Annotated in this window: 23 protein-coding genes; 13 read left to right on the top strand and 10 right to left on the bottom strand. The window is 37.6% G+C overall.

The window, feature by feature from the left end:
- The first annotated feature begins 26 nt into the window (after positions 1 to 26).
- Positions 27 to 470, top strand: a complete 444-nt coding sequence (locus FBT53_RS02360) for a hypothetical protein (RefSeq protein WP_136949562.1) — start codon at positions 27 to 29, stop codon at positions 468 to 470.
- A 148-nt stretch (positions 471 to 618) separates the two neighbouring features.
- Entirely contained in the window at positions 619 to 1,323 is a 705-nt protein-coding gene (locus FBT53_RS02355) for an energy transducer TonB (RefSeq protein ID WP_136949561.1), read from the top strand.
- Positions 1,324 to 1,384: 61 nt separating this feature from the next.
- Here FBT53_RS02355 and FBT53_RS02350 read toward each other — a convergent pair whose 3' ends face one another.
- From FBT53_RS02350 to FBT53_RS02335, 4 genes are all read right to left on the bottom strand, one after another.
- Positions 1,385 to 3,781 carry a sodium-translocating pyrophosphatase gene (locus FBT53_RS02350; protein ID WP_136949560.1) on the bottom strand — a complete coding sequence of 799 codons (2,397 nt, stop codon included), beginning with the start codon at positions 3,779 to 3,781 and terminating at the stop codon, positions 1,385 to 1,387.
- Between the two features lie 138 nt (positions 3,782 to 3,919).
- Complete coding sequence (locus FBT53_RS02345; RefSeq protein WP_136949559.1) at positions 3,920 to 4,468, bottom strand: inorganic diphosphatase; 549 nt, start codon at positions 4,466 to 4,468, stop codon at positions 3,920 to 3,922.
- 70 nt (positions 4,469 to 4,538) lie between these two features.
- The gene (locus FBT53_RS02340) at positions 4,539 to 7,034 is read right to left on the bottom strand and encodes a DUF5686 family protein (RefSeq protein WP_136949558.1); all 2,496 of its coding nucleotides are present in this window, start codon (positions 7,032 to 7,034) and stop codon (positions 4,539 to 4,541) included.
- Between the two features lie 147 nt (positions 7,035 to 7,181).
- Positions 7,182 to 8,162 (bottom strand): pyruvate dehydrogenase complex E1 component subunit beta, encoded by a 981-nt coding sequence (locus FBT53_RS02335; RefSeq protein WP_136949557.1) that lies wholly within the window; start codon positions 8,160 to 8,162, stop codon positions 7,182 to 7,184.
- A 161-nt stretch (positions 8,163 to 8,323) separates the two neighbouring features.
- Between FBT53_RS02335 and FBT53_RS02330 the strand changes: the two genes are divergently transcribed.
- The 5 genes from FBT53_RS02330 (at position 8,324) to FBT53_RS02310 (ending at position 13,480) form a co-directional block, all read left to right on the top strand.
- Positions 8,324 to 9,070: an electron transfer flavoprotein subunit beta/FixA family protein gene (locus FBT53_RS02330; RefSeq protein WP_136949556.1), complete on the top strand. Its 747-nt coding sequence runs from the start codon at positions 8,324 to 8,326 to the stop codon at positions 9,068 to 9,070.
- Between the two features lie 17 nt (positions 9,071 to 9,087).
- Positions 9,088 to 10,056, top strand: coding sequence for an electron transfer flavoprotein subunit alpha/FixB family protein (locus tag FBT53_RS02325; protein WP_136949555.1), 969 nt, complete (start codon positions 9,088 to 9,090; stop codon positions 10,054 to 10,056).
- Between the two features lie 91 nt (positions 10,057 to 10,147).
- Positions 10,148 to 10,777, top strand: a complete 630-nt coding sequence (locus tag FBT53_RS02320) for a bifunctional nuclease family protein (protein ID WP_136949554.1) — start codon at positions 10,148 to 10,150, stop codon at positions 10,775 to 10,777.
- Positions 10,778 to 10,789: 12 nt separating this feature from the next.
- Complete coding sequence (locus FBT53_RS02315; RefSeq protein WP_136949553.1) at positions 10,790 to 12,241, top strand: NupC/NupG family nucleoside CNT transporter; 1,452 nt, start codon at positions 10,790 to 10,792, stop codon at positions 12,239 to 12,241.
- Positions 12,242 to 12,655: 414 nt separating this feature from the next.
- Entirely contained in the window at positions 12,656 to 13,480 is an 825-nt protein-coding gene (locus FBT53_RS02310; RefSeq protein ID WP_136949552.1) for a thymidylate synthase, read from the top strand.
- 79 nt (positions 13,481 to 13,559) lie between these two features.
- On the opposite strand, the gene FBT53_RS02305 is transcribed toward FBT53_RS02310, so the two are convergent.
- A complete protein-coding gene (locus tag FBT53_RS02305; RefSeq protein WP_240729746.1) occupies positions 13,560 to 15,302 on the bottom strand; it encodes a hypothetical protein in 1,743 nt (580 codons plus the stop codon).
- Between the two features lie 221 nt (positions 15,303 to 15,523).
- On the opposite strand from FBT53_RS02305, the gene FBT53_RS02300 reads away from it, so the two are divergent.
- Genes FBT53_RS02300 through egtD form a run of 4 tightly spaced genes read left to right on the top strand, consistent with a single transcriptional unit; the run spans position 15,524 to position 19,907 of the window.
- Positions 15,524 to 16,228, top strand: coding sequence for a response regulator transcription factor (locus tag FBT53_RS02300; protein ID WP_169630304.1), 705 nt, complete (start codon positions 15,524 to 15,526; stop codon positions 16,226 to 16,228).
- Complete coding sequence (locus FBT53_RS02295) at positions 16,225 to 17,724, top strand: HAMP domain-containing sensor histidine kinase (RefSeq protein WP_136949550.1); 1,500 nt, start codon at positions 16,225 to 16,227, stop codon at positions 17,722 to 17,724. The genes FBT53_RS02300 and FBT53_RS02295 overlap by 4 nt, the downstream gene beginning before the upstream one ends.
- Before the next feature lie 42 nt (positions 17,725 to 17,766).
- Complete coding sequence (egtB, locus tag FBT53_RS02290; RefSeq protein ID WP_136949549.1) at positions 17,767 to 18,927, top strand: ergothioneine biosynthesis protein EgtB; 1,161 nt, start codon at positions 17,767 to 17,769, stop codon at positions 18,925 to 18,927.
- Between the two features lie 8 nt (positions 18,928 to 18,935).
- Complete coding sequence (egtD, locus tag FBT53_RS02285; protein ID WP_136949548.1) at positions 18,936 to 19,907, top strand: L-histidine N(alpha)-methyltransferase; 972 nt, start codon at positions 18,936 to 18,938, stop codon at positions 19,905 to 19,907.
- A 39-nt stretch (positions 19,908 to 19,946) separates the two neighbouring features.
- Here the strand turns inward: egtD and FBT53_RS02280 are convergent, their stop codons facing one another.
- Together FBT53_RS02280 and FBT53_RS02275 are read right to left on the bottom strand one after the other, a co-directional pair.
- On the bottom strand, positions 19,947 to 20,243 hold the full coding sequence (locus FBT53_RS02280; RefSeq protein WP_136949547.1) for an isoamylase early set domain-containing protein: 297 nt from the start codon (positions 20,241 to 20,243) through the stop codon (positions 19,947 to 19,949).
- A gap of 156 nt (positions 20,244 to 20,399) precedes the next feature.
- Complete coding sequence (locus tag FBT53_RS02275; protein ID WP_136949546.1) at positions 20,400 to 21,488, bottom strand: aminotransferase class V-fold PLP-dependent enzyme; 1,089 nt, start codon at positions 21,486 to 21,488, stop codon at positions 20,400 to 20,402.
- A 50-nt stretch (positions 21,489 to 21,538) separates the two neighbouring features.
- Here FBT53_RS02275 and FBT53_RS02270 point away from each other — a divergent pair, with 50 nt between their 5' ends.
- Together FBT53_RS02270 and FBT53_RS02265 are read left to right on the top strand one after the other, a co-directional pair.
- Positions 21,539 to 21,925, top strand: coding sequence for a 2TM domain-containing protein (locus FBT53_RS02270; RefSeq protein WP_136949545.1), 387 nt, complete (start codon positions 21,539 to 21,541; stop codon positions 21,923 to 21,925).
- Entirely contained in the window at positions 21,922 to 22,413 is a 492-nt protein-coding gene (locus FBT53_RS02265; RefSeq protein WP_136949544.1) for a dihydrofolate reductase, read from the top strand. The genes FBT53_RS02270 and FBT53_RS02265 overlap by 4 nt, the downstream gene beginning before the upstream one ends.
- Here the strand turns inward: FBT53_RS02265 and murI are convergent, their stop codons facing one another.
- The 3 genes from murI to FBT53_RS02250 form a co-directional block, all read right to left on the bottom strand.
- Complete coding sequence (gene murI / locus FBT53_RS02260; RefSeq protein WP_136949543.1) at positions 22,414 to 23,196, bottom strand: glutamate racemase; 783 nt, start codon at positions 23,194 to 23,196, stop codon at positions 22,414 to 22,416. It lies immediately after the preceding gene.
- Positions 23,197 to 23,270: 74 nt separating this feature from the next.
- On the bottom strand, positions 23,271 to 23,780 hold the full coding sequence (locus FBT53_RS02255; protein WP_136949542.1) for an OmpH family outer membrane protein: 510 nt from the start codon (positions 23,778 to 23,780) through the stop codon (positions 23,271 to 23,273).
- 44 nt (positions 23,781 to 23,824) lie between these two features.
- Positions 23,825 to 24,676, bottom strand: a complete 852-nt coding sequence (locus FBT53_RS02250; protein WP_136949541.1) for an OmpH family outer membrane protein — start codon at positions 24,674 to 24,676, stop codon at positions 23,825 to 23,827.
- Positions 24,677 to 24,765 lie beyond the last annotated feature (89 nt).

The following is a 24,765-nucleotide window of genomic DNA, read 5'->3' as shown; positions in this document are numbered from 1 at the left end:
TAGAGAAATAAATGTGAAGGACGTAAATGACAAGTGTAAAAGAATCCCCCTATTACAAAGATGCCATTCAGGAAATAAATTATCCTTTTGGCGATTATTATCTTTTTGAAAATTTTGTGGTCGCAGAAGTTAAAGAAGATATCGTATTTAACTGGAAAGACCACGCCAAACAAGTGGTAGAAGAACTTACCAATTTATATGACCATAATGGCAAAGAGGTGGTTTACATCTCTAACCGCGTTAACAACTATTCTGTGGTACCAAGTGATTGGATTCACTTTTTTAGATTTAGCTATTCTTTAAAAGGCTATGCAATAGTTACTCAGAAAAAAGGTAAATCTTGGTCTAATTCTTTATTAGAAAAAATGTTTATGCGCAATCAAATGCAAACATTTCTGGATTTAGAAGACGCCATAGAATGGGCCAATGAATTAGGAAACAAACCAAAGAAGTACCGATCAGTGATTTAAAAAAATTGTGCCTATCCGCACAACACAACCATCAACCTTATTGTTTAAGATGCGTTAGCTCATTCAACCAAGGAGTTTACTCATCCCTAATTTTTAAACGATAATACAACACCTACTTTCATAAGCATAATCCTAAAACCAAATGTTTATGAAAGCTAAAAAACATCCTAATTTACAAGTAGAAAAGCATTCCGGCACCTTCTTTGTTGCCGGTTTAGCTTTTATTTTAGCCCTAAGTTATATCGCCATAGAATGGAAATCATTCGCTAAAGCGACACCTAAGGCACAGAACGGTATAGCATTGATTTCTATAGATGAAGAAGTCCCCATCACCCTACAACAGCTACCAGAGCCACCTAAACCAATAATAAAATCACCTGCAATTATAACTATAAAAGAAGATGATGTTGAGGTTCCTGAAAGCATTATTAATCTTCCTGAATCTACAGATGATTTAACTGAGCTAGACTATACAGCGATAGAAACGCTAGCTGTAGAAGAGGAAGAAGAAGTCTCTTTTATTGCGGTAGAAGACGCCCCTATTTTTCCAGGTTGCGAAGGTGCTACCGATAAAAAAGCTTGTTTTCAAGAAATGATGCTAAAACATATAAAGAAAACCTTTAAATACCCTGAAACTGCTATAGACATGCAGTTACAAGGTAAAGTACACGTACTTTTTACCATTGATAAAGGCGGTTACATTACAAATATAAAAATGCGTGGACCTCATGAGCTATTAGAAAAAGAAGCCGCCCGGATTATGAGTAAACTGCCCACCATGCAACCTGGAAAGCAAAGAGGTAGACCCGTAAAGGTTCCTTTTTCTATCCCTATCAATTTTAAATTACAATAAAAAACTAAGGAGCTACTTTGTAAATTGTAGCTCCTTAACAATAACTCGGGGAAGTTATGCCTTATTCTTTTTTTTGTGTATAAGCATCTATTGCTTTTTGCACCTCCTCTTTAGTTGCTCCAGAAAACTCTTTTGTTTCTTCTGTCACTTTACCATTGACCGTAGTAGTTTCGGTTAATATTGCCTTAAATGCACCCTTCTCCGTATTACTCATTTCTACACGGATTTGCTTCTCTACTTGTTGTGTCTCTATCCCCTTGTCCGTAGTCATCGTAATAGATTTGCCATCCTCTTTTAACATGCTTATGTCATCAGTTGCAGACATGCTGGTTAAACTGGGTGCAATGACCAATGCTACTACGCTCATCAACTTTAATAAAATATTTAAAGAAGGACCAGAAGTATCCTTAAAAGGATCCCCAACGGTATCCCCTACTACTGCTGCCTTGTGGGCATCCGAGCCTTTTCTACCATCACTCTCTATTGTTTTTTTAGCATTATCCCATGCACCACCAGCATTAGACTGAAATATCGCCATAAGGACTCCCGCTGTAGTCACTCCTGCTAAAAGTCCACCTAACATTTCTGCTCCACCTATAAAACCGATGGCAACCGGCACAGCAATAGCTAGTAATCCAGGAAGTACCATTTCTCTAATAGAAGCTTGTGTAGAAATAGCTACGCACTTATCATACTCTGCTACCCCATCCGCAGCATCAAAAGTCGCACGTTGCTCGGGCGTAGCTTTAGACATATCAGAATCTACCGCTCTCATTACTTCTAAAGCTGCTTTAAGTTGTGGTATATCTCTAAACTGCCTTCTCACCTCTTCTATCATAGCCATCGCTGCTCTACCTACTGCATTCATGGATAAGGCTGAAAATACGAATGGTAGCATACCACCAATTAATAAACCTGCCATTACTGTAGGCTTAGAAACATCTATACCCGTTACGCCTGCCGTTTGCATAAAAGCTGCAAATAAGGCCAAAGCTGTTAAGGCCGCAGAAGCAATTGCAAATCCTTTACCAATAGCCGCTGTTGTATTACCAACTGCATCTAATTTATCGGTTCGCTCGCGGACTTCACTGGGTAATTCTGCCATTTCTGCAATACCTCCAGCATTATCAGAAATAGGTCCGTACGCATCTACCGCTAACTGTATTCCAGTATTTGCTAACATCCCCACCGCGGCAATAGCAATACCATACAATCCCGCAAAATGGTGAGATACCAAAATAGCTGCAGCAATTAACAAGATAGGAAACATGGTAGACATCATCCCTACGCCCAAACCAGAAATAATATTGGTAGCCGCACCAGTTTCTGATTGACGTACGATACTATTTACAGGTTTAGTACCGGTACCGGTATAATACTCGGTTACCTTACCAACGGCCAAACCAGCAATTAAACCAGCCAAAACAGCTATAAATACTCCTAAAGAACCGTATTCTACACCGTTGAAAGACCAACTTTCTGGCAGCATCATTTGTATAATAAAATAACAAGCCACCAGCATCAATCCAGCAGAACCAAATTCACCTATATTTAGTGCTGTTTGGGGATTACCTCCGTCTTTTACTTTAACAAAAAAGGTACCTATAATAGACATAATAATACCTACTGCCGCAAGTACTAGCGGAAGATAGACTGCGCCCAACCCATCAAAAGATGATTGAAAAGCTGGAATTTGCGTAAATGCAGCACCTAATACCATAGTACCAATAATAGAACCTACGTAAGATTCAAAAAGGTCCGCTCCCATACCTGCAACATCCCCTACATTATCCCCTACATTGTCCGCTATTGTAGCAGGGTTTAGTGGATGGTCTTCTGGAATACCCGCTTCTACTTTACCTACCAAATCTGCACCAACATCGGCAGCTTTTGTGTAAATACCCCCGCCTACGCGCGCAAATAACGCTATGGAAGAAGCTCCCAAAGAAAATCCAGAAAGCACATTAAGGACTTCCCCCAAAGCCCAACCCTGACCACTATAAATCATGAATAAACCACTTAAGCCAAGTACGCCCAAACCTACTACGCCAAGCCCCATTACAGCTCCACCAGCAAAGGCCACTTCTAAGGCTTTTCCTAGCGAAGTTCTTGCTGCCTGGGTAGTACGGACATTAGCTTTGGTAGCTACCTTCATCCCTATAAAACCGGCTAACGCAGAACATATGGCCCCAACAATAAAAGATACCGCCACTAGGCCATTAGAGCCTTCTTCATTACTCCCCTTAAAGAAGAGTAAAACGGCCACAGCTAAAACAAATACGGCTAGTATTTTATATTCTGCCTTTAAAAAAGACATGGCACCGTCTGCAATGTTTTTTGCTATACGTGCCATTTTTTCTTCTCCCACGTCTTGTTTGGAAACCCAACCACTTTTAATAAAGACATACAATAAGGCCAATACCCCAAATGCAGGCAGAAAATTCACAAGTTGCTCCATAATTTCAATTCAGTTTAGTTAGTTAATTATGATTATGTTAAATTTTTCAACATTTCATAAATGTAAGAAAATGTACCTGAATAAAAAAAGCCATCTTTTTTAAGAAAAGATGGCTTTATATTGTGGCGATAACTAACCTTATATCATAAAAGTTCTGTTTGCTTTGTGTTCGCTATTCTCATAACGCTCTACACATTCATGGTAGATTTTAATCGCTTCTTGAGCATCTCCCCAACCGCCAGTATCTACCTTTTTCTCTTCTAAATCCTTGTATACTGCAAAGAAATGTTCTATCTCTTTCATTCGGTGTGGATTTATTTCACTGATATCCTTTTTTCTGTTCCAAACGGGATCGTTAACAGGAACACAGATAATCTTTTCATCTGGACCTTTTTCATCTGTCATATGAAAAACACCAATTGGTCTCACCTCCATTACTACCATAGGAAAGGTAGGCTCCGTACCTAATACCAGCACGTCTAACGGATCTTTATCTAATGCCAAGGTTTCTGGCACAAAACCATAGTCTCCTGGATACATCATAGATGAGAATAATGTTCTATCAAAACGGATTTTATTCAGGGCAAAATCGTACTCATATTTGTTTCTACTTCCTTTAGGAATTTCAATAAGAACGTCAAATGTGATTGTATTTTTTCCTTTATTTTCTCCTGCTTGCTTAGCCATATTTAAAAATTTAGGTTGCAAAAGTAACTTAAACGAAGGATTTCTATGTTAATTGTAGTTCAATTCTTATCTAAAAGTTAAATCCGAAAGAACCTGTTATACCAAAGGACCTGGCATTTGGAGCATCTAAATAGTTACCCCTAAAATTGAAATCCAATCTAAAAATCTTAAAAATATTACCAACTCCAAAAGAATATTCCCAGTATGGTGTATTATTAGGGGCAATTAGCGGAATATTTGTAGGACTACTCAATGCTATATTTTCATCAGAGATGCTACCCCAGGCTGCGCGTACCCCTACTATCTCTCTTAAATTCCAGTTTCTAATTACTGGTATTCTAGAAAAAATTCTTCCATTAAAGTTATGTTCTAAATGAACTGTAGCATAGGTATCCGTTACAAACTCATAAAAATCTAAATTTGGAAAGGTATTATAAATGGTAAAAAGGGTTTGGTTACCCGGTATAACACTCAATAATCCTAATGGTACCTCGCCAAACGTTTTACCCAATTCTACAGAAGTTAGCAACCTACCAAAACCACCTAATTGCCATGGTTGCGTATAGCTAAATTGCAAACGCTCGTAATCAAAATCGCTTTCTAAAAAACCTTTTGACCCTTTGGTATAATTTAAGACAATAGTGCTGATGTCATCATCTATATCTGAACGCTCCACACCGTAACCAATAGTCCTTCTACCTGGTGTAAAAATGATAGACGTATTAATGTCGAATTGTTTGATTTCTGAAGAAATACCAGTCTCTGAACTCGGGTCTACATAAGCCAAACTAAACGCTTCTGGCAAGGCAGAACTTAATGTTCTAAAAGAAGTACCTACATTAAACCGAAGGTTTTTTACAGGTTCTATTTCTAAATTCAATACAGAGAGATTAATATTCGTAAGCCTGTTGTTACTCCCCACAGAAACTAAGGAAGAGGAGGCGATGCTTCTGCCCAGAACATCTGTAGTACTGGTAAGGCTTAACCCTAATTGTTCAATATCTCTACGATTACCACCAGATAGGATAATCCTATTCTTGCGGTCTAATAACACTTTACCAGAAATACCGTATTTAAATTTTTTATCTTCAAAACCATAAGCGGTATAGGCTTCTACACGCCATGGATCATTCTGGCCAAAATAAGTTCTTGCGCCACCACGTACTCGTATACCTTCTGCATCATTAAAACCGAAAGTACTGTATACGTCCCCTATATCTACATTCCATTTATCTATTTCTACATAGCCAGAACCCAGAATACTTACCACATCGTAATAAGTTCTGAATTTTGGTACTGTTTTAAGCGTATCTAATAACTGAAAAATGCCTTCTTCATCATCATTCAATTGTTCTAAACGAGCATTTTTCCAAAAGACGCTATCCCGATCAAACACCCTTGGGTCATAAGGGTCGCTTTCTGACTTATAAAAGGCTTCTGGACGGTCTAGATTAAAATTGTAATGATCATATACGGTAGTACGTTTACCATAAACGCCTCGGGAATCTTCTTTTTTACTGAACGCAAAATCAGTAAGCATATAATCTCGTTTCAATAAAAAGACCGAATCACTGACAACATCAAAATCTTGCTCAATGTAAATATCCTTTACCCAATTGATGTTGGCACTTTTAGTGACCTCCATATTAATTTTTTTGACAGCAAAGGAGGTGTCTGCAATCCAGAAATCGCCCTTAAAAGTAAGTTCGTTCTTTCTTCTGGGATAGTAAATAATATTGTAGCACCATTTGTTATCTATAAAGGTACTATCTGCTAGCACATAATTATAAGTATCTACACCTGTTTTAGAAATTGGACTTGTAAAGCTTTTATCGTAAAACTTAAGATAATTGTTGTAGATGTCGTAATCTGAATATAAGTCTTCTACAAATGCCGTTATTGCCTGATTTCCTGCAAAACCAGAACTTTTATTCCCTAAAACATCTTCTTTCTTCAGGTTTTGTTTGTTATCACCATAAACTTTAGAAAAGACTTCATTAAGGAACATTGGCAGGTAGGTTTTCCCTGTGATTCGGGAAGTATCTAAATCATCAAACATAAACTCTAACCCACGAAACATTTTACTCTTTATAAGCGAGCTGTCTATGGTATTTAAATCAAACTCAACCTTTTCATACTTATCGTATTCATAACTATTGTATTTATATACCCCGTTTTCTCTCTTCTTGGCCCAAACTTTTTTAAGAATTTCAATAGCTGGATTATTTTTTTTTGATTGTTTCCCAGTATATACTACAACTTCATTTAATTGTTGTGCTGCTTCTACCAACACAATCTCCATGTTGTAGTTTACTTTTTTAGGCAATACAATTTCTTTGGTATCATAGCCAACATAAGAAACCACTAGGATTTCAAAAGTATTATCAGACTCTAGATAAAACCTACCATTATCATTTGTAATAGTACCTTCTGAAGAATCCTTGAATAAAATATTAGCAAAGGGAACCCCTTCCCCAAACTCATCTACCACCATACCACCAACTTTGGTTTGGGCATAAGCAGTGATAAAACATATAAAGAATAAGTAACTTAAGATTTTTTGCATGTAGTCTGTTTCTACCTTGGGACTGCCATCCCATCCACAATCTGTTAGTATAAGACACCTGTTTGCAGAATTAGACACTTATACATTAAAAGAAAAACCCCGTCAAAAGATTTTTTGACGGGGCTAATATACCTTAGATATATCGCATTAGTCTTTATATAACACTTTCTTAACAGCCTTTACCACATCGTCACTGTTTGGCAACCACTCTTCTAATAAAACAGGAGAGTATGGCGCAGGTGTGTCTGCGGTGTTAATTTTTATAATAGGAGCATCTAGATAATCAAACGCTTTCTCTTGTACCTGATACGTTATCTCAGTAGCAACGTTGCCAAATGGCCAAGCTTCTTCTAAAATTACCAATCTATTGGTTTTCTTAACCGAGTTTAAGATGGTCTCATGATCCATAGGACGTACCGTTCTTAAATCGATAACCTCACAAGAAATACCTTCTTTTTCTAACTCGTCTGCAGCTTTGTATGCTTCCTTTATTATTTTACCAAAAGAAACTATGGTAACATCCTTACCTTCTCTTTTAATTTCTGCAACACCTAGAGGAATAGTATATTCCCCTTCTGGAACTTCACCCTTATCCCCATACATTTGCTCTGACTCCATAAAGATAACCGGGTCGTTATCTCTAATAGATGCTTTTAATAAGCCTTTTGCGTCTGCTGGGTTAGATGGCACTACCACTTTAAGACCCGGACAGTTAGCATACCAACTTTCAAAAGCTTGTGAGTGTGTTGCTGCTAATTGTCCTGCGGAGGCTGTAGGACCACGAAATACTATAGGGCAATCAAACTGACCGCCAGACATCTGTCTAATTTTTGCTGCGTTGTTAATTATTTGGTCAATCCCTACCAAAGAGAAATTAAAGGTCATAAACTCAATAATAGGGCGGTTACCATTCATGGCAGACCCCACTCCAATACCGGCAAAGCCAAGCTCAGAGATAGGAGTATCCAAAACACGGTCTGGACCAAACTCATCTAACATTCCTTTAGAAGCCTTATAAGCGCCATTATACTCTGCAACCTCTTCTCCCATAAGGTAAATGGACTCATCCCTTCTCATTTCCTCGGACATGGCCTCTGCTATAGCCTGTCTAAATTGTAATGTCTTCATATATAACTGGAGTGGTTTATTTTAAATGCTAGCAAAAATAGGAAATAATACAGGAACGGATTACCCACAAAAAACAAAAAAATGACAAAATTTATTATGCATGCATAATAAATTTGGGAAAAATCGTTATCTTTACAGTCGTAATAAATTAACCTAATACTATGAAAATATTAGTTTGCATTAGTAACGTACCTGATACCACCTCTAAGATAAATTTTACAGACGGTGACACCAAGTTCGATACAAATGGAGTACAATTTGTGATAAATCCAAATGATGAGTTTGGGCTTACTAGAGCAATGTGGTTTAAAGAAAAGCAAGGAGCTACTGTACACATTGCAACGGTTGGTGATGCTAGCGTGGAACCAACTATGAGAAAAGCCTTAGCTATTGGTGCTGATGAGGGAATTAGAATAGATGCTACGCCTACAGATGGTTTTTTTGTTGCTAGCCAGTTAGCAGAAGTAGTTAAGAATGGAGGTTATGATTTAATTATAGCTGGTCGTGAATCTATTGATTACAATGGAGGTATGGTCCCTGGTATCCTATCTTCTTTATTAGAAATGAATTTTGTAAATACATGTATAGGCTTAGAAGTAGACGGTACCAACGCAACCGCTGTTAGAGAAATAGATGGCGGTAAAGAAAAAGTGAGTACTAGTTTACCTCTAGTTATCGGTGGTCAAAAAGGATTAGTAGAAGAAAGCGATTTACGTATCCCTAACATGAGAGGGATTATGATGGCTCGTAAAAAAACATTAAATGTTGTGCCTCCTGCGGATGCTGCAAGTTTTACAACAGATCAAAGCTTTGAAAAGCCTGCAGCTAAAGGACCTGTTAAGTTGGTAGACGCTGGTAATGTTGGTGAGTTAGTTGCATTGTTACACAATGAGGCCAAAGTAATCTAATTTAAAGCAAGAAGAAAATGTCAGTTTTAGTATATACAGAATCAGAAAAAGGAAAATTAAAAAAGAACGCTTTTGAAGTAGCTTCTTATGCATATGATGTAGCTCAAAAAATGGGCACTAGTGTAACTGCTATTACCTTTAATGTAGAAGACGCTTCAGAATTGGGAACTTACGGTGTAGCCAAAGTACTTAATGTAAGTAACGACCAATTAAGCGTTTTTAATGCGAAGGCCTATAGCAGTGCAATATCACAAGCGGTAGAAGCCGAAGGCGCTAAAGTAGTAATCATTAGTTCTAGTGCAGACAGTAAGTTTTTAGGTGGCATCCTTGCAGGAACTTTAAAAGCAGGGTATGCTCCTAATGTTGTGGCTGCACCAGAAAGCTCAGCCCCTTTTGTTGTTAAGCGTACTGCTTTTAGTAACAAAGGCTTTGCACATACAGAGATTACATCAGAAATTAAGATTGTAGGCGTTTCTAACAATGCTTACGGCACTGTAGAAAATAGTACTACAGCCAGTGTTGAAGCTTTTGCTCCAACGATAGCTGACACCGATTTAGGTGTAAAATCTGTAGAGGTGGATAAGGTTGTAGGCAAAGCTACAATTGCAGATGCTGATGTCGTTGTTTCTGGCGGTAGAGGCCTTAAAGGACCAGAAAACTGGGGATTGATAGAAGAATTAGCAGACGTCCTCGGTGCCGCAACGGCTTGCTCTAAGCCGGTTTCTGACTTAGGTTGGAGACCACATAGTGAGCACGTTGGGCAGACCGGTAAACCAGTAGCTAGCAATCTTTACATTGCTATTGGTATTTCTGGAGCCATACAGCATCTTGCAGGAGTAAGTGCCTCTAAAACCAAGGTAGTAATCAATAATGACCCAGAAGCACCATTCTTTAAGGCAGCGGACTACGGTATTGTCGGTGATGCCTTTGAAGTGGTACCTCAACTCATAGAAAAATTAAAAGAATTTAAAGCCCAAAACGCTTAAATTTTGTTAATTTGCCTTTTGGAAGCGGCTGTTCAGATTCGGTTTAGGCCATATTTTTGAACAGCCACTTTTATTTTAGGCAAAAGTTAATATGAGTTTAGTACGATTAAAGATTAAGGGAATATCTTACAGCCAAACACAAAACGGCGCGTACGCCCTTATTTTAAATGAAGTTGAAGGAGACCGTAAACTCCCAATTGTTATTGGTGCTTTTGAAGCCCAGTCTATTGCCATTGCCCTAGAGAAGGAAATTAAGCCTCCAAGACCACTAACCCACGATTTATTTAAGAATTTTTGCGATCGGTTTGGCATCCTTGTAAAGCAAGTAATCATTCATAAATTGGTTGATGGCGTATTCTATTCTAGCATTATTAGCGAAAGAGACGGCCACGAAGAAATTGTAGACGCACGCACCAGTGATGCCATTGCTTTAGCCTTGCGTTTCAACGCCCCTATTTTTACCTATAAAACCATTTTAGATAAGGCAGGCATCTTTTTAAAGTTCTCTAATCAAGATAAGGAAGAGAACGAAAGTGATGACAGTATTATGGTAGACGAAATTCTGCAAGAAGGAGAAACTGTAGAGATAGATTCTAATCCTAGCGGTGCCTACAGAGAAATGACCTTGGAAGAACTACACCAAGAATTGGACAAAGCGGTTGCCAAAGAGGACTATGAAAAAGCAGCCCAATTAAGAGACGAAATTTCTAAAAGAAAATAACTTCCATTTTATATGAAACCAGCCAAGTTTTGGTGCTTCATCATACTAGGACTTCTAAGTTCACAGTTGGTGGCACAAGAGCCCGTTGTGGCAGATAGCCTTGCCAACACCGCCACTACCATTGGCTTAAACAGCACAGAAAACCAATTGGTGCCTAACCAAGGTTTTTCTTTATCCACTTTGTTAAGAGGAATGTTGGGCATGGCCGCGCTAGTTATAATTGCCTTTTTATTCAGTGCCAATAAAAGAGCCATAAATTGGAAAACAGTAGGTATTGGCTTAGCCATACAACTAATCATTGCCATAGGAGTTCTAAAAGTATCTTTTGTGCAGTTGGTTTTTGAAACCATCGGCGAAGTTTTTGTTTCCATTCTAGATTTTACCCGAGCTGGGAGTCAATTTTTATTTGAAGGCCTTGTGGTAGATATGGATACCTTCGGGTTCATTTTTGCCTTTCAAGTTCTACCGACCATCATTTTCTTTTCTGCTTTAACCTCTGTGTTGTTTTATTTAGGAGTAATACAAAAAGTGGTCAAAGCATTGGCTTGGTTATTAACCAAATCCTTAGGTATCTCTGGCGCAGAAAGCTTATCTATTGCAGGAAACATCTTTTTAGGTCAGACGGAAGCTCCATTACTTATCAAGGCTTATTTAGAAAAAATGAATAAGTCAGAAATTCTTTTAGTAATGGTTGGCGGCATGGCCACGGTAGCTGGTGCCGTTTTAGCTGCTTATATTGGATTCTTAGGAGGTGACGACCCCGCTTTACGTTTGGTTTTTGCCAAACACCTATTAGCTGCCTCTGTTATGGCTGCACCTGGAGCTATCGTTATATCTAAAATATTATATCCCCAAACAGAAAGCATTAATACAGACGTACAGGTATCTCAAGAACGCATTGGGGCTAACTTTTTAGATGCCATTGCCAATGGTACTACAGAAGGTTTAAAACTAGCTGTGAACGTGGGCGCAATGCTTTTAGTATTCGTTGCTTTTATTGCCATGATTAACGGCATACTAGGTAGCGTTGGCGAGTACACTACACTAAATACCTGGATAGCAGCTAACACTCCCTACGATTCATTTTCTTTAGAGGCTATTCTAGGTACCATATTTGCCCCCTTAATGTGGCTTATTGGTGTTAGTAATGAGGACGTAATGCTAATGGGGCAATTACTAGGAATCAAACTCGCAGCAAGTGAGTTTATTGGATATATACAACTAGCAGAATTGAAAAATGTAGCGAGCAGTGCTCATTTCACATATAACAAATCGGTAATCATGGCCACTTATATGCTTTGTGGTTTTGCTAATTTTGCTTCCATAGGCATCCAAATTGGAGGTATTGGTTCTTTAGCACCGGGACAACGAAAAACCTTATCCGAATTTGGCATGAAAGCGGTTCTAGGTGGCTCCTTAGCGTCCCTACTTTCTGCCACCATTGCCGGCATGATTTTAGGTTAATTGTAAGTACTTGGTTTATTTACGTACCAAAGCCCAATTAGAAAAACTATTAAATCCGATTTTTTTGGGGTCTTTTCACTCGGAATAATGCGGCTATTCTAGATTGTAATCGATATTTTGAGAGAAACCGCTACGCTATGCCTTTAAAATCTGTTTTTTTACAAGAAGTTTGAATAAAAATCAATGGTCAATCAATAGGAAAAAAAGGACATCAGGATTTTTAAAAACCTCCCTTTTACCTATCCTACAAAATCGCTCCATTCCATCTTCCTTGCCTAAGCTTTGTCAGCACCATTTCTCGTTAATAAAAAGTGTATAATACTTTAGAACAAAAATGAATTTAGGTTGAATTATCCGCTACTTTTATTTTTAGTTTAAAGTCTTATCTATACATGAGACAGTAGAGCGCTTTTTATGAAACAATACCACGATTTATTAAAACATGTCCTTGCAGAGGGCAATCAAAAAGGAGATAGAACGGGCACCGGAACTTTAAGTGTTTTTGGTTACCAAATGCGATTTGATTTACAAGAGGGTTTCCCTATGGTGACCACAAAAAAATTGCACTTAAAATCAATTATACACGAGCTACTTTGGTTTTTAAAAGGTGATACAAACATTGCCTATTTACAAGAAAACGGCGTACGTATTTGGAATGAATGGGCAGATGAAAATGGTAACCTTGGTCCTGTTTATGGGCACCAATGGCGCAACTGGAATAGTGAAGAGATTGACCAAATCAAAGAGGTAATTGATACCTTAAAGAACAACCCCAATAGCCGTAGAATGTTGGTTTCTGCTTGGAATCCAAGTGTTATGCCAAATACTTCTGTATCTTTCTCAGAAAATGTAGCCAATGGTAAAGCAGCTTTACCGCCTTGCCATGCCTTTTTTCAATTTTACGTAGCCAACGGTAAATTAAGTTGCCAGTTGTATCAACGTAGTGCAGACATCTTTCTTGGAGTACCTTTCAATATTGCATCTTATGCCTTGTTCACAATGATGATGGCTCAAGTTTGTGGTTACGAAGCTGGGGAATTTATCCACACCTTTGGAGACGCACATATTTATAACAACCACATGGAACAGGTAGAACTACAATTAAGTAGAGAACCTAGACCTTTACCCACAATGGAATTAAATCTAGACGTTAAAGACATATTTGACTTTACGTTTGAAGATTTTACCCTAAAAAATTACGACCCATACCCACATATTAAAGGTGCCGTGGCCGTATAAATACATAAGCCCAAACCGAATGGTTTGGGCTTTTTAAATAAACAAAACACTTAGAAAAGACCATTCTTTTCCATAGCAATTAGTTTCGTGTTACGGTTATACTATTAGAAAGTCCGTACAAACCTTCCAAATCGTCTACATTACTACCCATTTCCAAGCCTGTTAAACCGTCTTCATAACGCATATACCAGATTAGACAAACGCCTGTACCAGCACCATCAAAGTCTACACCTTCTACCGCTGCCAATGTTGGTGGCAAGCCTAAGATATTACCTTGGTCGTCTGTAATTACCCAAGTACTGTTACTTCCTGTGGCAGCACTACTATCCAAGCTAATACCGCTTACCATATCTGGGTTACCATCTACTTGAAAGGTAAAAGGACCACCAGAAATAACTCCAGCATTTGGATTTCTATATACACTTACGCTATTAGATAACGCAAAAAAACCATCCAAATCGGCTGCATTTGCTCCAGCTTCCAATCCCACAATACCATCTTCATAGGTTATGTGCCATATTAAACAAAGTCCTATGCCTGCGCCATCAAAATCCACCCCTTCTACGTCTTCTAATGTTGGCGGTAAACCTAGAATATTTAGGTCTGCATCTGTAATTACATAACCTTGATTGCTACCTGTTAGCTGAGTTTCGTCCAAAGTAATACCGCTAACCCTATCGGCAGTCCCATCTACAGAAAACATAAACGGTCCGCCAGAAAGGATACCTGCGTTTAATGCGTTTCTGTTTACTGTTACAAAGTTAGACACCGCAAAAGAACCAGATAAGGTTTCTAGATTACCGCCTTGCTCCAAACCTTCTATACCAGAAGTATATGTAACATGGTAAATGTAACAAGAACCTACGCCAGCTCCATCAAAATCTACACCCATTACTGCTTCTAAAGTCGGTGGCAATCCTAGAATATTTTTAGCATCGTCTGTGATTACATAGGTTTGATTTTCACCATTTAGGTCCGTCTCGTCCAAAGCAATAGCAGACACCATGTCTGGCATACCATCTACCACAAAATTATAAGGACCTCCACTTAATGCGCCTGCATTCAGCCCAACTCTATCTACTACAACAAAGTTAGACACGGCAAATTGCCCAGTAAGATTATCTAGGTTACCACCTTGCTCCAATCCGCCTAATTCTGCGGAATACGTTAGGTGATAAATGTAACAAGAACCAACACCAGCCCCATCAAAATCTACCCCCATCACTGCTTCTAAGGTTGGTGGCAAACCCAAGATATTTTTAGCATCATCTGTAATTACATACGTTTGGTTATCGCCGGTTACATTTGCTGCATCCAATGCAATTTCTGAAACCATATCTGGTAAACCATCTACAACAAATTCGTACGGTCCGCCAGATAACATTCCGGCGTTAAGACCGCCACGATTTACAACAATAAAGTTGGATAAATCAAACGTGCCATCTAAATCGTCTAAATTTTGTTCGGTTTCCAAACCTGTTAAACCCGTTTGGTAGGTAATATGGTAAATATAGCATACACCTTCTCCTGCCCCATCAAAATCCACACCTTCTAAGGCTTCAAAAGTTGGCGGTAAGCCCAAAATGTTCTTAGCGTCGTCGGTAATCACAAAAGACTGTACATCTCCTTGTCCAGTAAAATTGTCTAAGGTTATTCCGCTCACCATATCTGGCACACCATCTACCGTAAAGTTAAAAGGACCGCCAGCTAGTGTGCCAGCTTCTAAATTTTCTAGTGTCGTAGTACTATCATCGTCATCTGAACACGAGACTACGACTAAGGCCAATATTGCTATTAGCCATAATGATTTAAAGTGGTTCATTGTTATAATTTTTAAGTTTTGACAAAGGAACCCACCACAGATTGCAAACTCTTCACAGAAATTTCAAAATTTATTACATGTTGATTTTCAACACTTTAATGCCTATCTTAATATCAAATTGTTAGCCTTTTAAGAAAAGTGCGACTATTTTATCACAAACCATCACAATGCCTTGTGGACTTGTGAACTTTTTGTGAAATATTATGTCTTATTTAGCCCGTATGAAGCAGGTATTGATTATAGAGGACGACCCGGAAATTATTCATTTATTAGAACTCCATTTAAAAGACTTGGACTGCCAAGTGGAAACCGCCACAAAAGGGATAAAAGGTTTGGAAAAAGCTTTATCTCTTAAGCCAGACCTTATTGTTTTAGATGTAATGTTACCAGAACTAGACGGAATAGAAATTTGCAGAAGACTACGTGCCGCACAACTAAATAGTCCTATTTTAATGCTAACGGCAAAATCTGAAGAAATAGACAAGGTACTAGGTTTGGAAATGGGCGCAGACGACTACCTAACTAAACCCTTTAGCATACGAGAATTCTTGGCACGTGTAAAAGCCATTTTTAGACGCGGTAATATGAGTGCTCCCGTAGCACCTATAACTAAGGAAACCAAAAAAATGACCTTTGGAGAACTAGCAGTAGACTTAGAATACAGGAAAGTTACCCTAAAAGACAAAAAAATAGACTTAAGCCCTAAAGAGTTTGACTTACTAGTGTTACTGTCTAGCAATCCCGGTAAAAGTTATGACCGTACCAAGCTACTTAACCTTATTTGGGGTTATGATTTTCAGGGTTATGAGCATACGGTAAACTCACACATTAACAGATTGCGCTCTAAAATAGAGCCAGACATGGGCAATCCAAGATATATTTTAACCTCTTGGGGTGTTGGCTATAAATTCAATGAAGAAGTATGAAAGAAAATCTCTACTCTAACCGGCTTATTACCAAACTAATAATTTCTTTCTTAGCGGTACTTCTTTTGGCCGGTATTGGTTTTACGGTGGCCACATTTTATTTTTCTAATCACTATTTATCCGAGACCACCCAACGATTACACGCTAATTTAGCCCAAGATTTAATTGACGAAAAATTTGTTTCTGAAAGCCCCATAGATAGTTTGGGCAATGTAAACAAAGCTTTGTTTGGAGACATTATGCACGATATGATGGGAATAAATCGTGCTATAGAAGTTTATCTGTTAGATATGGAAGGAAAAGTACAGTATTCTGTTGTTCTAGACCATAGTGACCCCAAAAAACAACAAGAACAAGTTGCCTTAGCCCCAATTGAAACTTTTATTGCTCAAAATGGAAATGGCTATATCCTAGGAGACAATCCTAGAAGTCCTGGAGAAGAACAAATATTTTCTGCAGCCAAATTTTCTAAAGGCGGAAAAGAAGGCTATATCTACATTATTTTAGCTGGGCAAGATTACAGTAATACCAAAGCGTTATTGTTTGGCGGATATGCACAAAAAATGGGCTTGGGCATCTCTATCCTTACCTTGTTTTTTGCCGGACTTTTAGGCATTCTTAGTATTTGGTATCTAACCAAGAACTTACGGGAAATTAGCTATGCTGCCAAGCGTTTTCAGCAAGGAGATTTAGAGTACCGAATTGCTGCCAAGCACAAAACCGATTTAACCGGACTTGCCAACACCTATAACGAGATGGCAGATACCATATTAAAAGATATGGAACACATAAAATCTTTAGAAAACATGCGTAGGGAACTTATAGCCAATATTAGCCATGACCTGCGTACGCCCTTATCCGTAATACAAGGTTATATCGAAACTTTGAAAATGAAAGAAGGACAATTATCTGAAAGCGATAAAGAACGCTACATGGATATTATAAGTTCTAGTGGCGAGCGATTATCTAAGATGATAGCCCAATTGTTTGAGTATTCCAAGTTAGAAGCCAAGCAAATAACCCCCAAAAAAGAACCATTTTTATTAAGCGAATTGGCGCATGACATTTGCAACAACTATGAAGTATTGGCGCAGAAAAAGAACATTCAATTTTCACTGGACATTCCAGAAAACGTGCCGCTGGTATTTGCAGATATATCTTTGGTAGAACGTGCCATCCAAAACTTAATAGACAATGCCCTAAAATTTACGCCAGAAAACGGCACGGTTACACTTCAATTAGTCAACAACAATAAAGAAGTTGCTATTTTAATAAAGGATGACGGCCCTGGTATCACAGAAGAAAATCAGGCTTTAATTTTTGAACGCTACAGACAAACCAAACAAAGTCATGAAAAAGAAGGGGCCGGCCTAGGTTTAGCCATTGTAAGAAAAATTGTAGAACTGCATAATGCCAGCATCAAGGTATTAAGCAAACCCAATGAGGGAACCATTTTTAGCTTTTCTTTACCAATTTATAACATATCTAATGCGTAGTAGCCCCCTATTTAATGCGTATATTTAGAAAAAACGCTATACATGCCCACAATGCACCCTATGCTGGAATTTTTCTTAGCAACAAGAAAACAATCCGAAAAACTTTGTGCACCACTAGCTACAGAAGATTATGTGGTACAACCCATAGCAGATGTGAGTCCACCAAAATGGCATTTGGGCCATACTACTTGGTTTTTTGAAGAGTTTATCCTTAAACCCCACGTAAAGAATTACAAAACCTATCATGAGGATTTTTCATTTGTCTTTAATAGCTACTATGAAACTGTTGGCAAACGAGTGGTACGTGCAAACCGTGGCAATTTAAGTAGACCAACCGTTTCTCAAATTTATAGCTATAGAGAGCAAGTTACCCAAGCCATTGCTACTTTATTTGATGCCCCCATTACTGAAGATGTAATAGCACTTTTAGAAATTGGCATTCATCATGAAAAACAACACCAAGAATTATTGCTAACAGATATTAAGTACATTCTTGGTAACAATCCACTATTGCCAAGTTATGATGATAAGATTGTCGAATATCCCCCTGATGCAACACAAACGGAATGGATTTCTATTGATAAGGGAGTTTATGAAATAGGTCACAAGGGCGATGCTTTTTGTTATGATAACGAATTGGGTAGACATAAAGTCTACCTACATGATTTTAGTATTAGAAACACGTTAGTAACCAATGGTGAATTTTTAGAATTTATAACCGATGGTGGTTATGAACGTTTTGACTTATGGCATGCAGAAGGATGGGATTGGATAACCAGCAACAATATTAAAGCTCCCAGTTATTGGCACTTGATAGCAGATAATTGGCAGTATTATACATTACAAGGCCTACAACCAATTCAATTAAATGCACCTTTAGCTCATATTTCCTTTTATGAAGCCTTCGCTTTTGCACAATGGAAGGGTTTACGACTGCCAACAGAATTTGAATGGGAAGTTGCGAATGACAAACTACAATGGGGTAGCCGGTGGGAATGGACAGAAAGTGCTTATCTACCCTATCCAAACTATAAAAAAGCAGACGGGGCTTTGGGCGAATACAACGGCAAATTCATGGTAAGTCAAAAAGTACTCAGAGGTGGTTCTATAGCCACCCCAATAAAACACACACGCCACACCTATAGAAATTTTTTTCACCCACAATTAAGGTGGCAATACACTGGCCTAAGACTGGTAAAATAAAACATGTAATGGAAAAAACAACAACACCTAAAACAAACACGGTTTTTGCCAGAGAGGTAAAAGAAGGACTCAGCTCCTATCCTAAACATTTATCTTCCAAATACTTTTATGATGAAATTGGAGATAAGCTTTTTCAGCAAATTATGGCTTTGCCAGAATATTACTTAACACGAGCGGAGTACGCAATTTTTGAGCAACATAAAACAGAAATAACCGCTAGTTTTTCTGCCCCACATGTTCCTTTCAATTTATATGAACTTGGTGCTGGTGATGGCACTAAGACCAAACTACTTTTAAAAGGGCTATTAGCGCAAAACTACCAATTTGAATACCGCCCAATAGATATTAGTGCCAATGCTTTAGCACAACTAAGTACCTCCTTGACCAATGAATTGCCTAACGTATCTGTACAACCTATACAAGGCACTTATTTTGATAGTTTAAAAGAAATGGGGCAAACTCAAGAAAAGAAAAAGGTAATCTTGTTTTTAGGTTCTAATATAGGCAACCTTAACCATAAACTTGCGGTAGAATTTTTGATGAACATTGCCCATATTCTTAATAAAGACGATTTATTCTTTATGGGGATGGACCAAAAGAAACACCCAAGGACAATCTTAAATGCCTATAGCGACGCGTCTGGTATTACGGCAGCATTTAACAAGAATGTCTTAACCCGAATTAACAATGAATTAGGAGGCAATTTTAATTTGGACAACTTTATTCATTGGGAGAGTTATAACCCAGAAACAGGTACTGCCAAAAGCTATTTGGTGAGCAAAATTGCACAAGAAGTAACCATAGAAGCTTTAGAACAAAGTTTTGAGTTTGATGCTTGGGAGACTATACATACCGAAATTTCACAAAAATATGATGATGCTATGGTTCACCAAATGGCAGAAGATGCCGGTTTACGTGTGGTGAATCAATTTACAGATGCAAATAGTACTTTTAAAAACTACTTATTCACTATTGCATAAAAAAAAGGAAAGCCCCGTTAATAAACGGGGCTTTTATATTTAAAGTTCTATCACAGCGTTTTCTGCACCGGCAAAATCGTTCCATTGGTAACGATCAGCAGATTCGTCATTTACGTAATTTTCATCTACCAAATAACGGAACTCGTAACTATTCTCTTTAGGTAACTCAAAAGTTCCCTTAAAAGTTCCATTCTTTAATTTTTTAAGTGTACTCCCTTTGGGATTCCAATTATTAAAATCGCCTACAACGGCTACATTTTCTGCATCTTTTGCAGGCACCGTGAAGGTAACCTTACAAATTGGCTTGCTTTTTAAATACTGTTTTTTGATTGCCATGACAACTAATTTTCAATTAAACTAAGACACAAAACAACTCATAAAAGTCTTAATTGTCAACAGGTTAGAACCGATTTATCATTTTGATAAAATAAGCTTGACCAATTCTTGACTTTACCTAAAAAAGTAGGAAAATTTTGTCACTAATAAAAATTTTTAACTTTTGCTAATTACCCCTGCAATAGCATCTACATCCGTTCTGGTGTTATAAAAGTGAAAACTAACTCTTACATAACCTTCCCGTAAGGCAACAGCTATATCATGGCCCGCTAAGGCATTAAATAATGTTTCCCCTCCTTTTAGTCTAAAAATTGTGCTATGCGTTCTTCTTTCTGCCACTAATTCATCTAATGCTCCCAAGGCCGTAAACGTTTCTTTGGCGTAAGCGGAGAGTTTACTATTTTGCTCATAAATTGCGCTTACTCCCAATTCTTCCATTAGTTGTATCCCTTGCCCTAGACTACCAAAGCTCAATGCATCTAGATGCCCCGGCTCAAAATGCTTGTAAAAAGGTATTTTGTTTTTCTTGGAACTATCTCCACTAACTGACCCAAAACCAACCATGGTAGGGTTTAGCTGTAGTTTAACCGCATCACTAAAAAGCATAAACCCATTACCATACCCACCAAGCATCCATTTGTAACCACTTGCAATAACTACGTCTATTTTAGAGGCCTTAAAATCTAAAGGAAACATACCACAATACTGTGTAGCATCTACCACAATAATTAGTTCTGGATAAATCGCTTTTAAACCAGCAAAGAAACTGGGTTGTAATAACAATCCACTTAACCATTGGGTTATACTTACTGCCAAAAGTGTAATTTCTTTTTGCTTAACCGTGTTGATAATATCTTCTTCTATAGTAGCGGTAATTGGCATAGCAGTTAACCGATGCTCTGAACCTTGTAACGGCCATATTAAAGACGGATAATCGTCTTCTAAACAAAGTATATGTTGTTTGGTATTTAAAGCGCTTAGTAAACTATTTATACCCCAGCTAAAATTGGGAATTAACGCTACATCCTTGTCTTCACAATTAAAAAATCGTTTTAAGGACATTCTTGTTTCTTCTACAATTTTTACAGAACTATTGTAATAGCTGCTTGCCTTTAAAAATAAATCTAAATCTTTGTCTTGGCGCCAATCATACAAATCCTCAAACATTGGTCCTGTAGCGGCTGTGTTTGCATAAATACCTCGTTTAAAAACCGGAAATTGCTTTCTTATTTGGGAGAGTTCCATAACCAATTGCGTTACATTTAAAGTATATTTGTTTATAAAGATAACGAAACATGTTTTCTAGAAAGAAGCCAAAAAGTGATATTGAACTAGAGCAACATGAGCTCTTGGAACATGCGCAAAAAAGAATAAGACAAAAGAAAAATTTATTTACTCATTTTGTCATTTTTTTGATTGGTAGTGTTTTTCTTGTTCTAATCAATAAAATTTTAAAATATGGTGATACATACAACTGGTTTGTATGGGCTATTACAGCTTGGGCATTTTTGTTTGTAATACATATTTTTAACGTATTTGTAACCCAAAAATTTATGGGTACAGATTGGGAAAGAAAACAACGCGAAAAACTTGTAGCAAAGCAAAAAAAACGAATAGCAGAAATACAAAAGGAAATAGAAACCGATTTTCCACTATCCCAAATCAATAAAAAAAAAGAATGAATCAGTTAATTCTTATAGCTGCGGCTGCAGAAAACAATGCTTTAGGCAAAGACAACGATTTACCTTGGCATTTACCAGATGATTTTAAGCGTTTTAAAGCCTTAACCACAGGACACAAGATAATTATGGGTAGAAAAACACTAGAAAGTTTTCCTAGTCCTTTACCCAATAGAGAGCACATTGTTATTACAAGAGATAAAAATTATAAACCTAAGTTTCCGTGCACTATTGTCCATTCCATAGAAGAAGCGCTTAGTTTAATTGCGCCTACAGAAGACGCTTTTATTATTGGTGGGGGCGAAATTTACGCATTAGCCTTACCCTATGCTACAAAAATTGAATTGACTCGTGTACACGCAGAAGTAGAAGCAGATGCTTTTTTCCCTGAATTTGACAAGGACTCTTGGCAGTTAGAGCAAGAGAAGTTTCATGATAAGGATGATAGGCATCAATACGCGTTTACCTACCGAACCTATACTAGAAGCTAATTAAAAGTTTAAAAAGGAAACCTCAGCATCGCTATGCTGCACAAATTCTTTTAAAAGCTTATCATCTCCATTGCTATATAGATAATGACTTATTGTAGCAGATTCTGGAGCTAAAAGATTGTTTTTTGCTAAAACCGTTTTAGTTTGTTTAGCAACAGCTAAACCAGAATCTAGAATTGTAACATCTGGTGGCATAAGTTCTTTAAGCACAGGAATTAGATACGGATAGTGCGTACAGCCCAATACCAAGCAATCCATTCCTTGTACTAACATAGGTTTTATGTAAGATGCCAATACTGTTTTCATTTTTGAGGAATGTAGTTTACCACCCTCTATCAAATCTACCAAACCCGTACCTACCTGCTCTATCACCTTAATTCCTGAAGCATGTATTTTGGTAGTACTATGAAACAAACTACTAGATAGCGTACCTTTTGTGGCCAAAACACCAACCACACCGGTTTTGGTTTTAAGCGCAGCTGGCTTAATAGCAGGTTCTATGCCTATAAAAGGAACATCAAACGTGCTACGCAACTCCGCAATAGCGTTTGTTGTTGCCGTATTACAAGCTACTACAATAAGCTTTGCTCCATTTTTCACTAACAATTCTGTATTCTTTATACTGAGCTCTAGAATCTGTTCTTTAGATTTTTCACCGTAGGGAGCGTTAGCACTATCTGCTAAAAAAACAGTAGATTCTAGCGGCATTAAGTCTACCAATTCTTTCCAAATAGAAGTACCTCCAATACCCGAATCAAAAACTCCAATAGGTGTGTTATCCATAGACCAAAAATAAAAAACCATCGCAATTTAGGAATACCTAAACCCGATGGTTTTTTTAACTTTTAAAAACTGTATTAGAAACCTAATTCTTGCTTTACAGCTGGTAATAAATCTTTACCTTTCGCTACGATTAATCCGCTCCCTTGAGAAGCATCTATAACGTAATCAAAACCTTGAGCAGCTGCTACTTTTTCTATAGCTACCTTAGCTTTCTCTGAGATTGGAGCAAATAACTCTGCTTGCTTTTTTTGCATTTCTTGCATAGCTGCAGCTTCTGCTTCTTGAATATTCTTTTCGTACCCTTGTAATTCTACCGCTCTTTTGTCATTCTCTTCTTTAGTTTTAGAAGCAGCCTCATTAGAATATTGTGTGTACTTGTTTCTTAATTCTGTCATTGAGCTTTCTAAATCTGCTCTATAGGTTTCTTGCACTTGTTTAAGTTCAGCTTGTGCTTTTTTCATTTCTGGCATTTCAGAAAGCAACTTATTAACATCAATATGTGCAACCTTACTTTGAGCATTTACAAAACCTGTTGTCGCCACCATCAACACCAACGCAACAACAATCTTTTTTACATTTTTCATAATTTTAAATAGCTTTAATTTGAGTATAAATTCTAGTGTTCAGTTTAATTACTAGTTGAATCCTTTTCTGTTTTCTTTTCTTCTTCTAACTTTTTTCTTTCCTCTTCTTTAGCCTTTCTTTTAGCCTCTCTCTCCTCTAACAATTTTTTTCTACGTTCTTCGTAGGCTTTTTTACGCTCCTCCCTAAGCTTTAATTGCTCAGCTCTACGTGCCTCTGCAGCCTTGGCATTATCTTCTTTCAATTGTGCCGCTTTATCTTGCCTATCTTTTAAAGCTTCACTTATCTCTTCATCCGCCTCAGCTTCTTCTGCTTGGAACTCTTTTAATCGGTTCTTAAGCTTCTGATCCTTTTTACTGGCACTAACTTTTCTTGTTCTTGCAATCTCTCGCAATACCAAGTCGCTGATATCGTGCCTTTTTTCGGAATACAACATTACAACATCTGCAGATTTATCAAAAATAAAATCATATCTTTTATTCTGACCTATTTTTTGCACCTCTACAAACACTTGGTCCTGTATGGGCTGTATTAGCAATTGCTTTTGCAAAATTAAATCGCCTTGAGGTCCAAATCTATTTTGTTGGTAGTCTAGCACTTCTGCTTCTAACACCTGTATTTCTTCCTCTCTTTCTGCAACGAGCTCATCCGTTAGCAATACCTTCTCGGCTGCTAAATCTTTCTTCATTTGCTCAACAGTACTCAGTTTAAGCTCAATTTCTTTCTTCCATTTGTCTGCTTTGGCATTCAACTGTTCTGTTGCTTCTCGGTATTCCTCTACATTTTCCAAGATATATTCCATATCTACATAACCGATTCTAACCCCTACAGCACGTTGTGCCATAGCTACAGTTACCATGGAAAGGAATGCAATTACTAAGAGCGTTTTTGTCTTCATTGTTTGAATCCGAATTTTACATAGAAAATATCGTGCCAAAAATACCAAATAACTTATTATGAGTTAATTAGAAAAATAAAATGTTTAGA

Origin of the sequence: Flavobacterium sp. ASW18X (assembly GCF_005144745.1) — a bacterium.
GTDB lineage: Bacteria > Bacteroidota > Bacteroidia > Flavobacteriales > Flavobacteriaceae > Croceivirga.
Note: the sequence above shows the minus strand (reverse complement) of the source record. Positions and strands in the feature narration are given on the sequence as shown.

What these genes read in the sequence shown, in the direction of transcription:
- FBT53_RS02360 (WP_136949562.1), top strand. Translation starts at nt 27, where the DNA reads ATGACAAGTGTAAAAGAATCCCCCTATTACAAAGATGCCATTCAGGAA.
- FBT53_RS02355 (WP_136949561.1), top strand. Translation starts at nt 619, where the DNA reads ATGAAAGCTAAAAAACATCCTAATTTACAAGTAGAAAAGCATTCCGGC.
- FBT53_RS02350 (WP_136949560.1), bottom strand. Translation starts at nt 3,781, where the DNA reads ATGGAGCAACTTGTGAATTTTCTGCCTGCATTTGGGGTATTGGCCTTA.
- FBT53_RS02345 (WP_136949559.1), bottom strand. Translation starts at nt 4,468, where the DNA reads ATGGCTAAGCAAGCAGGAGAAAATAAAGGAAAAAATACAATCACATTT.
- FBT53_RS02340 (WP_136949558.1), bottom strand. Translation starts at nt 7,034, where the DNA reads ATGCAAAAAATCTTAAGTTACTTATTCTTTATATGTTTTATCACTGCT.
- FBT53_RS02335 (WP_136949557.1), bottom strand. Translation starts at nt 8,162, where the DNA reads ATGAAGACATTACAATTTAGACAGGCTATAGCAGAGGCCATGTCCGAG.
- FBT53_RS02330 (WP_136949556.1), top strand. Translation starts at nt 8,324, where the DNA reads ATGAAAATATTAGTTTGCATTAGTAACGTACCTGATACCACCTCTAAG.
- FBT53_RS02325 (WP_136949555.1), top strand. Translation starts at nt 9,088, where the DNA reads ATGTCAGTTTTAGTATATACAGAATCAGAAAAAGGAAAATTAAAAAAG.
- FBT53_RS02320 (WP_136949554.1), top strand. Translation starts at nt 10,148, where the DNA reads ATGAGTTTAGTACGATTAAAGATTAAGGGAATATCTTACAGCCAAACA.
- FBT53_RS02315 (WP_136949553.1), top strand. Translation starts at nt 10,790, where the DNA reads ATGAAACCAGCCAAGTTTTGGTGCTTCATCATACTAGGACTTCTAAGT.
- FBT53_RS02310 (WP_136949552.1), top strand. Translation starts at nt 12,656, where the DNA reads ATGAAACAATACCACGATTTATTAAAACATGTCCTTGCAGAGGGCAAT.
- FBT53_RS02305 (WP_240729746.1), bottom strand. Translation starts at nt 15,302, where the DNA reads ATGAACCACTTTAAATCATTATGGCTAATAGCAATATTGGCCTTAGTC.
- FBT53_RS02300 (WP_169630304.1), top strand. Translation starts at nt 15,524, where the DNA reads ATGAAGCAGGTATTGATTATAGAGGACGACCCGGAAATTATTCATTTA.
- FBT53_RS02295 (WP_136949550.1), top strand. Translation starts at nt 16,225, where the DNA reads ATGAAAGAAAATCTCTACTCTAACCGGCTTATTACCAAACTAATAATT.
- egtB (WP_136949549.1), top strand. Translation starts at nt 17,767, where the DNA reads ATGCCCACAATGCACCCTATGCTGGAATTTTTCTTAGCAACAAGAAAA.
- egtD (WP_136949548.1), top strand. Translation starts at nt 18,936, where the DNA reads ATGGAAAAAACAACAACACCTAAAACAAACACGGTTTTTGCCAGAGAG.
- FBT53_RS02280 (WP_136949547.1), bottom strand. Translation starts at nt 20,243, where the DNA reads ATGGCAATCAAAAAACAGTATTTAAAAAGCAAGCCAATTTGTAAGGTT.
- FBT53_RS02275 (WP_136949546.1), bottom strand. Translation starts at nt 21,488, where the DNA reads ATGGAACTCTCCCAAATAAGAAAGCAATTTCCGGTTTTTAAACGAGGT.
- FBT53_RS02270 (WP_136949545.1), top strand. Translation starts at nt 21,539, where the DNA reads ATGTTTTCTAGAAAGAAGCCAAAAAGTGATATTGAACTAGAGCAACAT.
- FBT53_RS02265 (WP_136949544.1), top strand. Translation starts at nt 21,922, where the DNA reads ATGAATCAGTTAATTCTTATAGCTGCGGCTGCAGAAAACAATGCTTTA.
- murI (WP_136949543.1), bottom strand. Translation starts at nt 23,196, where the DNA reads ATGGATAACACACCTATTGGAGTTTTTGATTCGGGTATTGGAGGTACT.
- FBT53_RS02255 (WP_136949542.1), bottom strand. Translation starts at nt 23,780, where the DNA reads ATGAAAAATGTAAAAAAGATTGTTGTTGCGTTGGTGTTGATGGTGGCG.
- FBT53_RS02250 (WP_136949541.1), bottom strand. Translation starts at nt 24,676, where the DNA reads ATGAAGACAAAAACGCTCTTAGTAATTGCATTCCTTTCCATGGTAACT.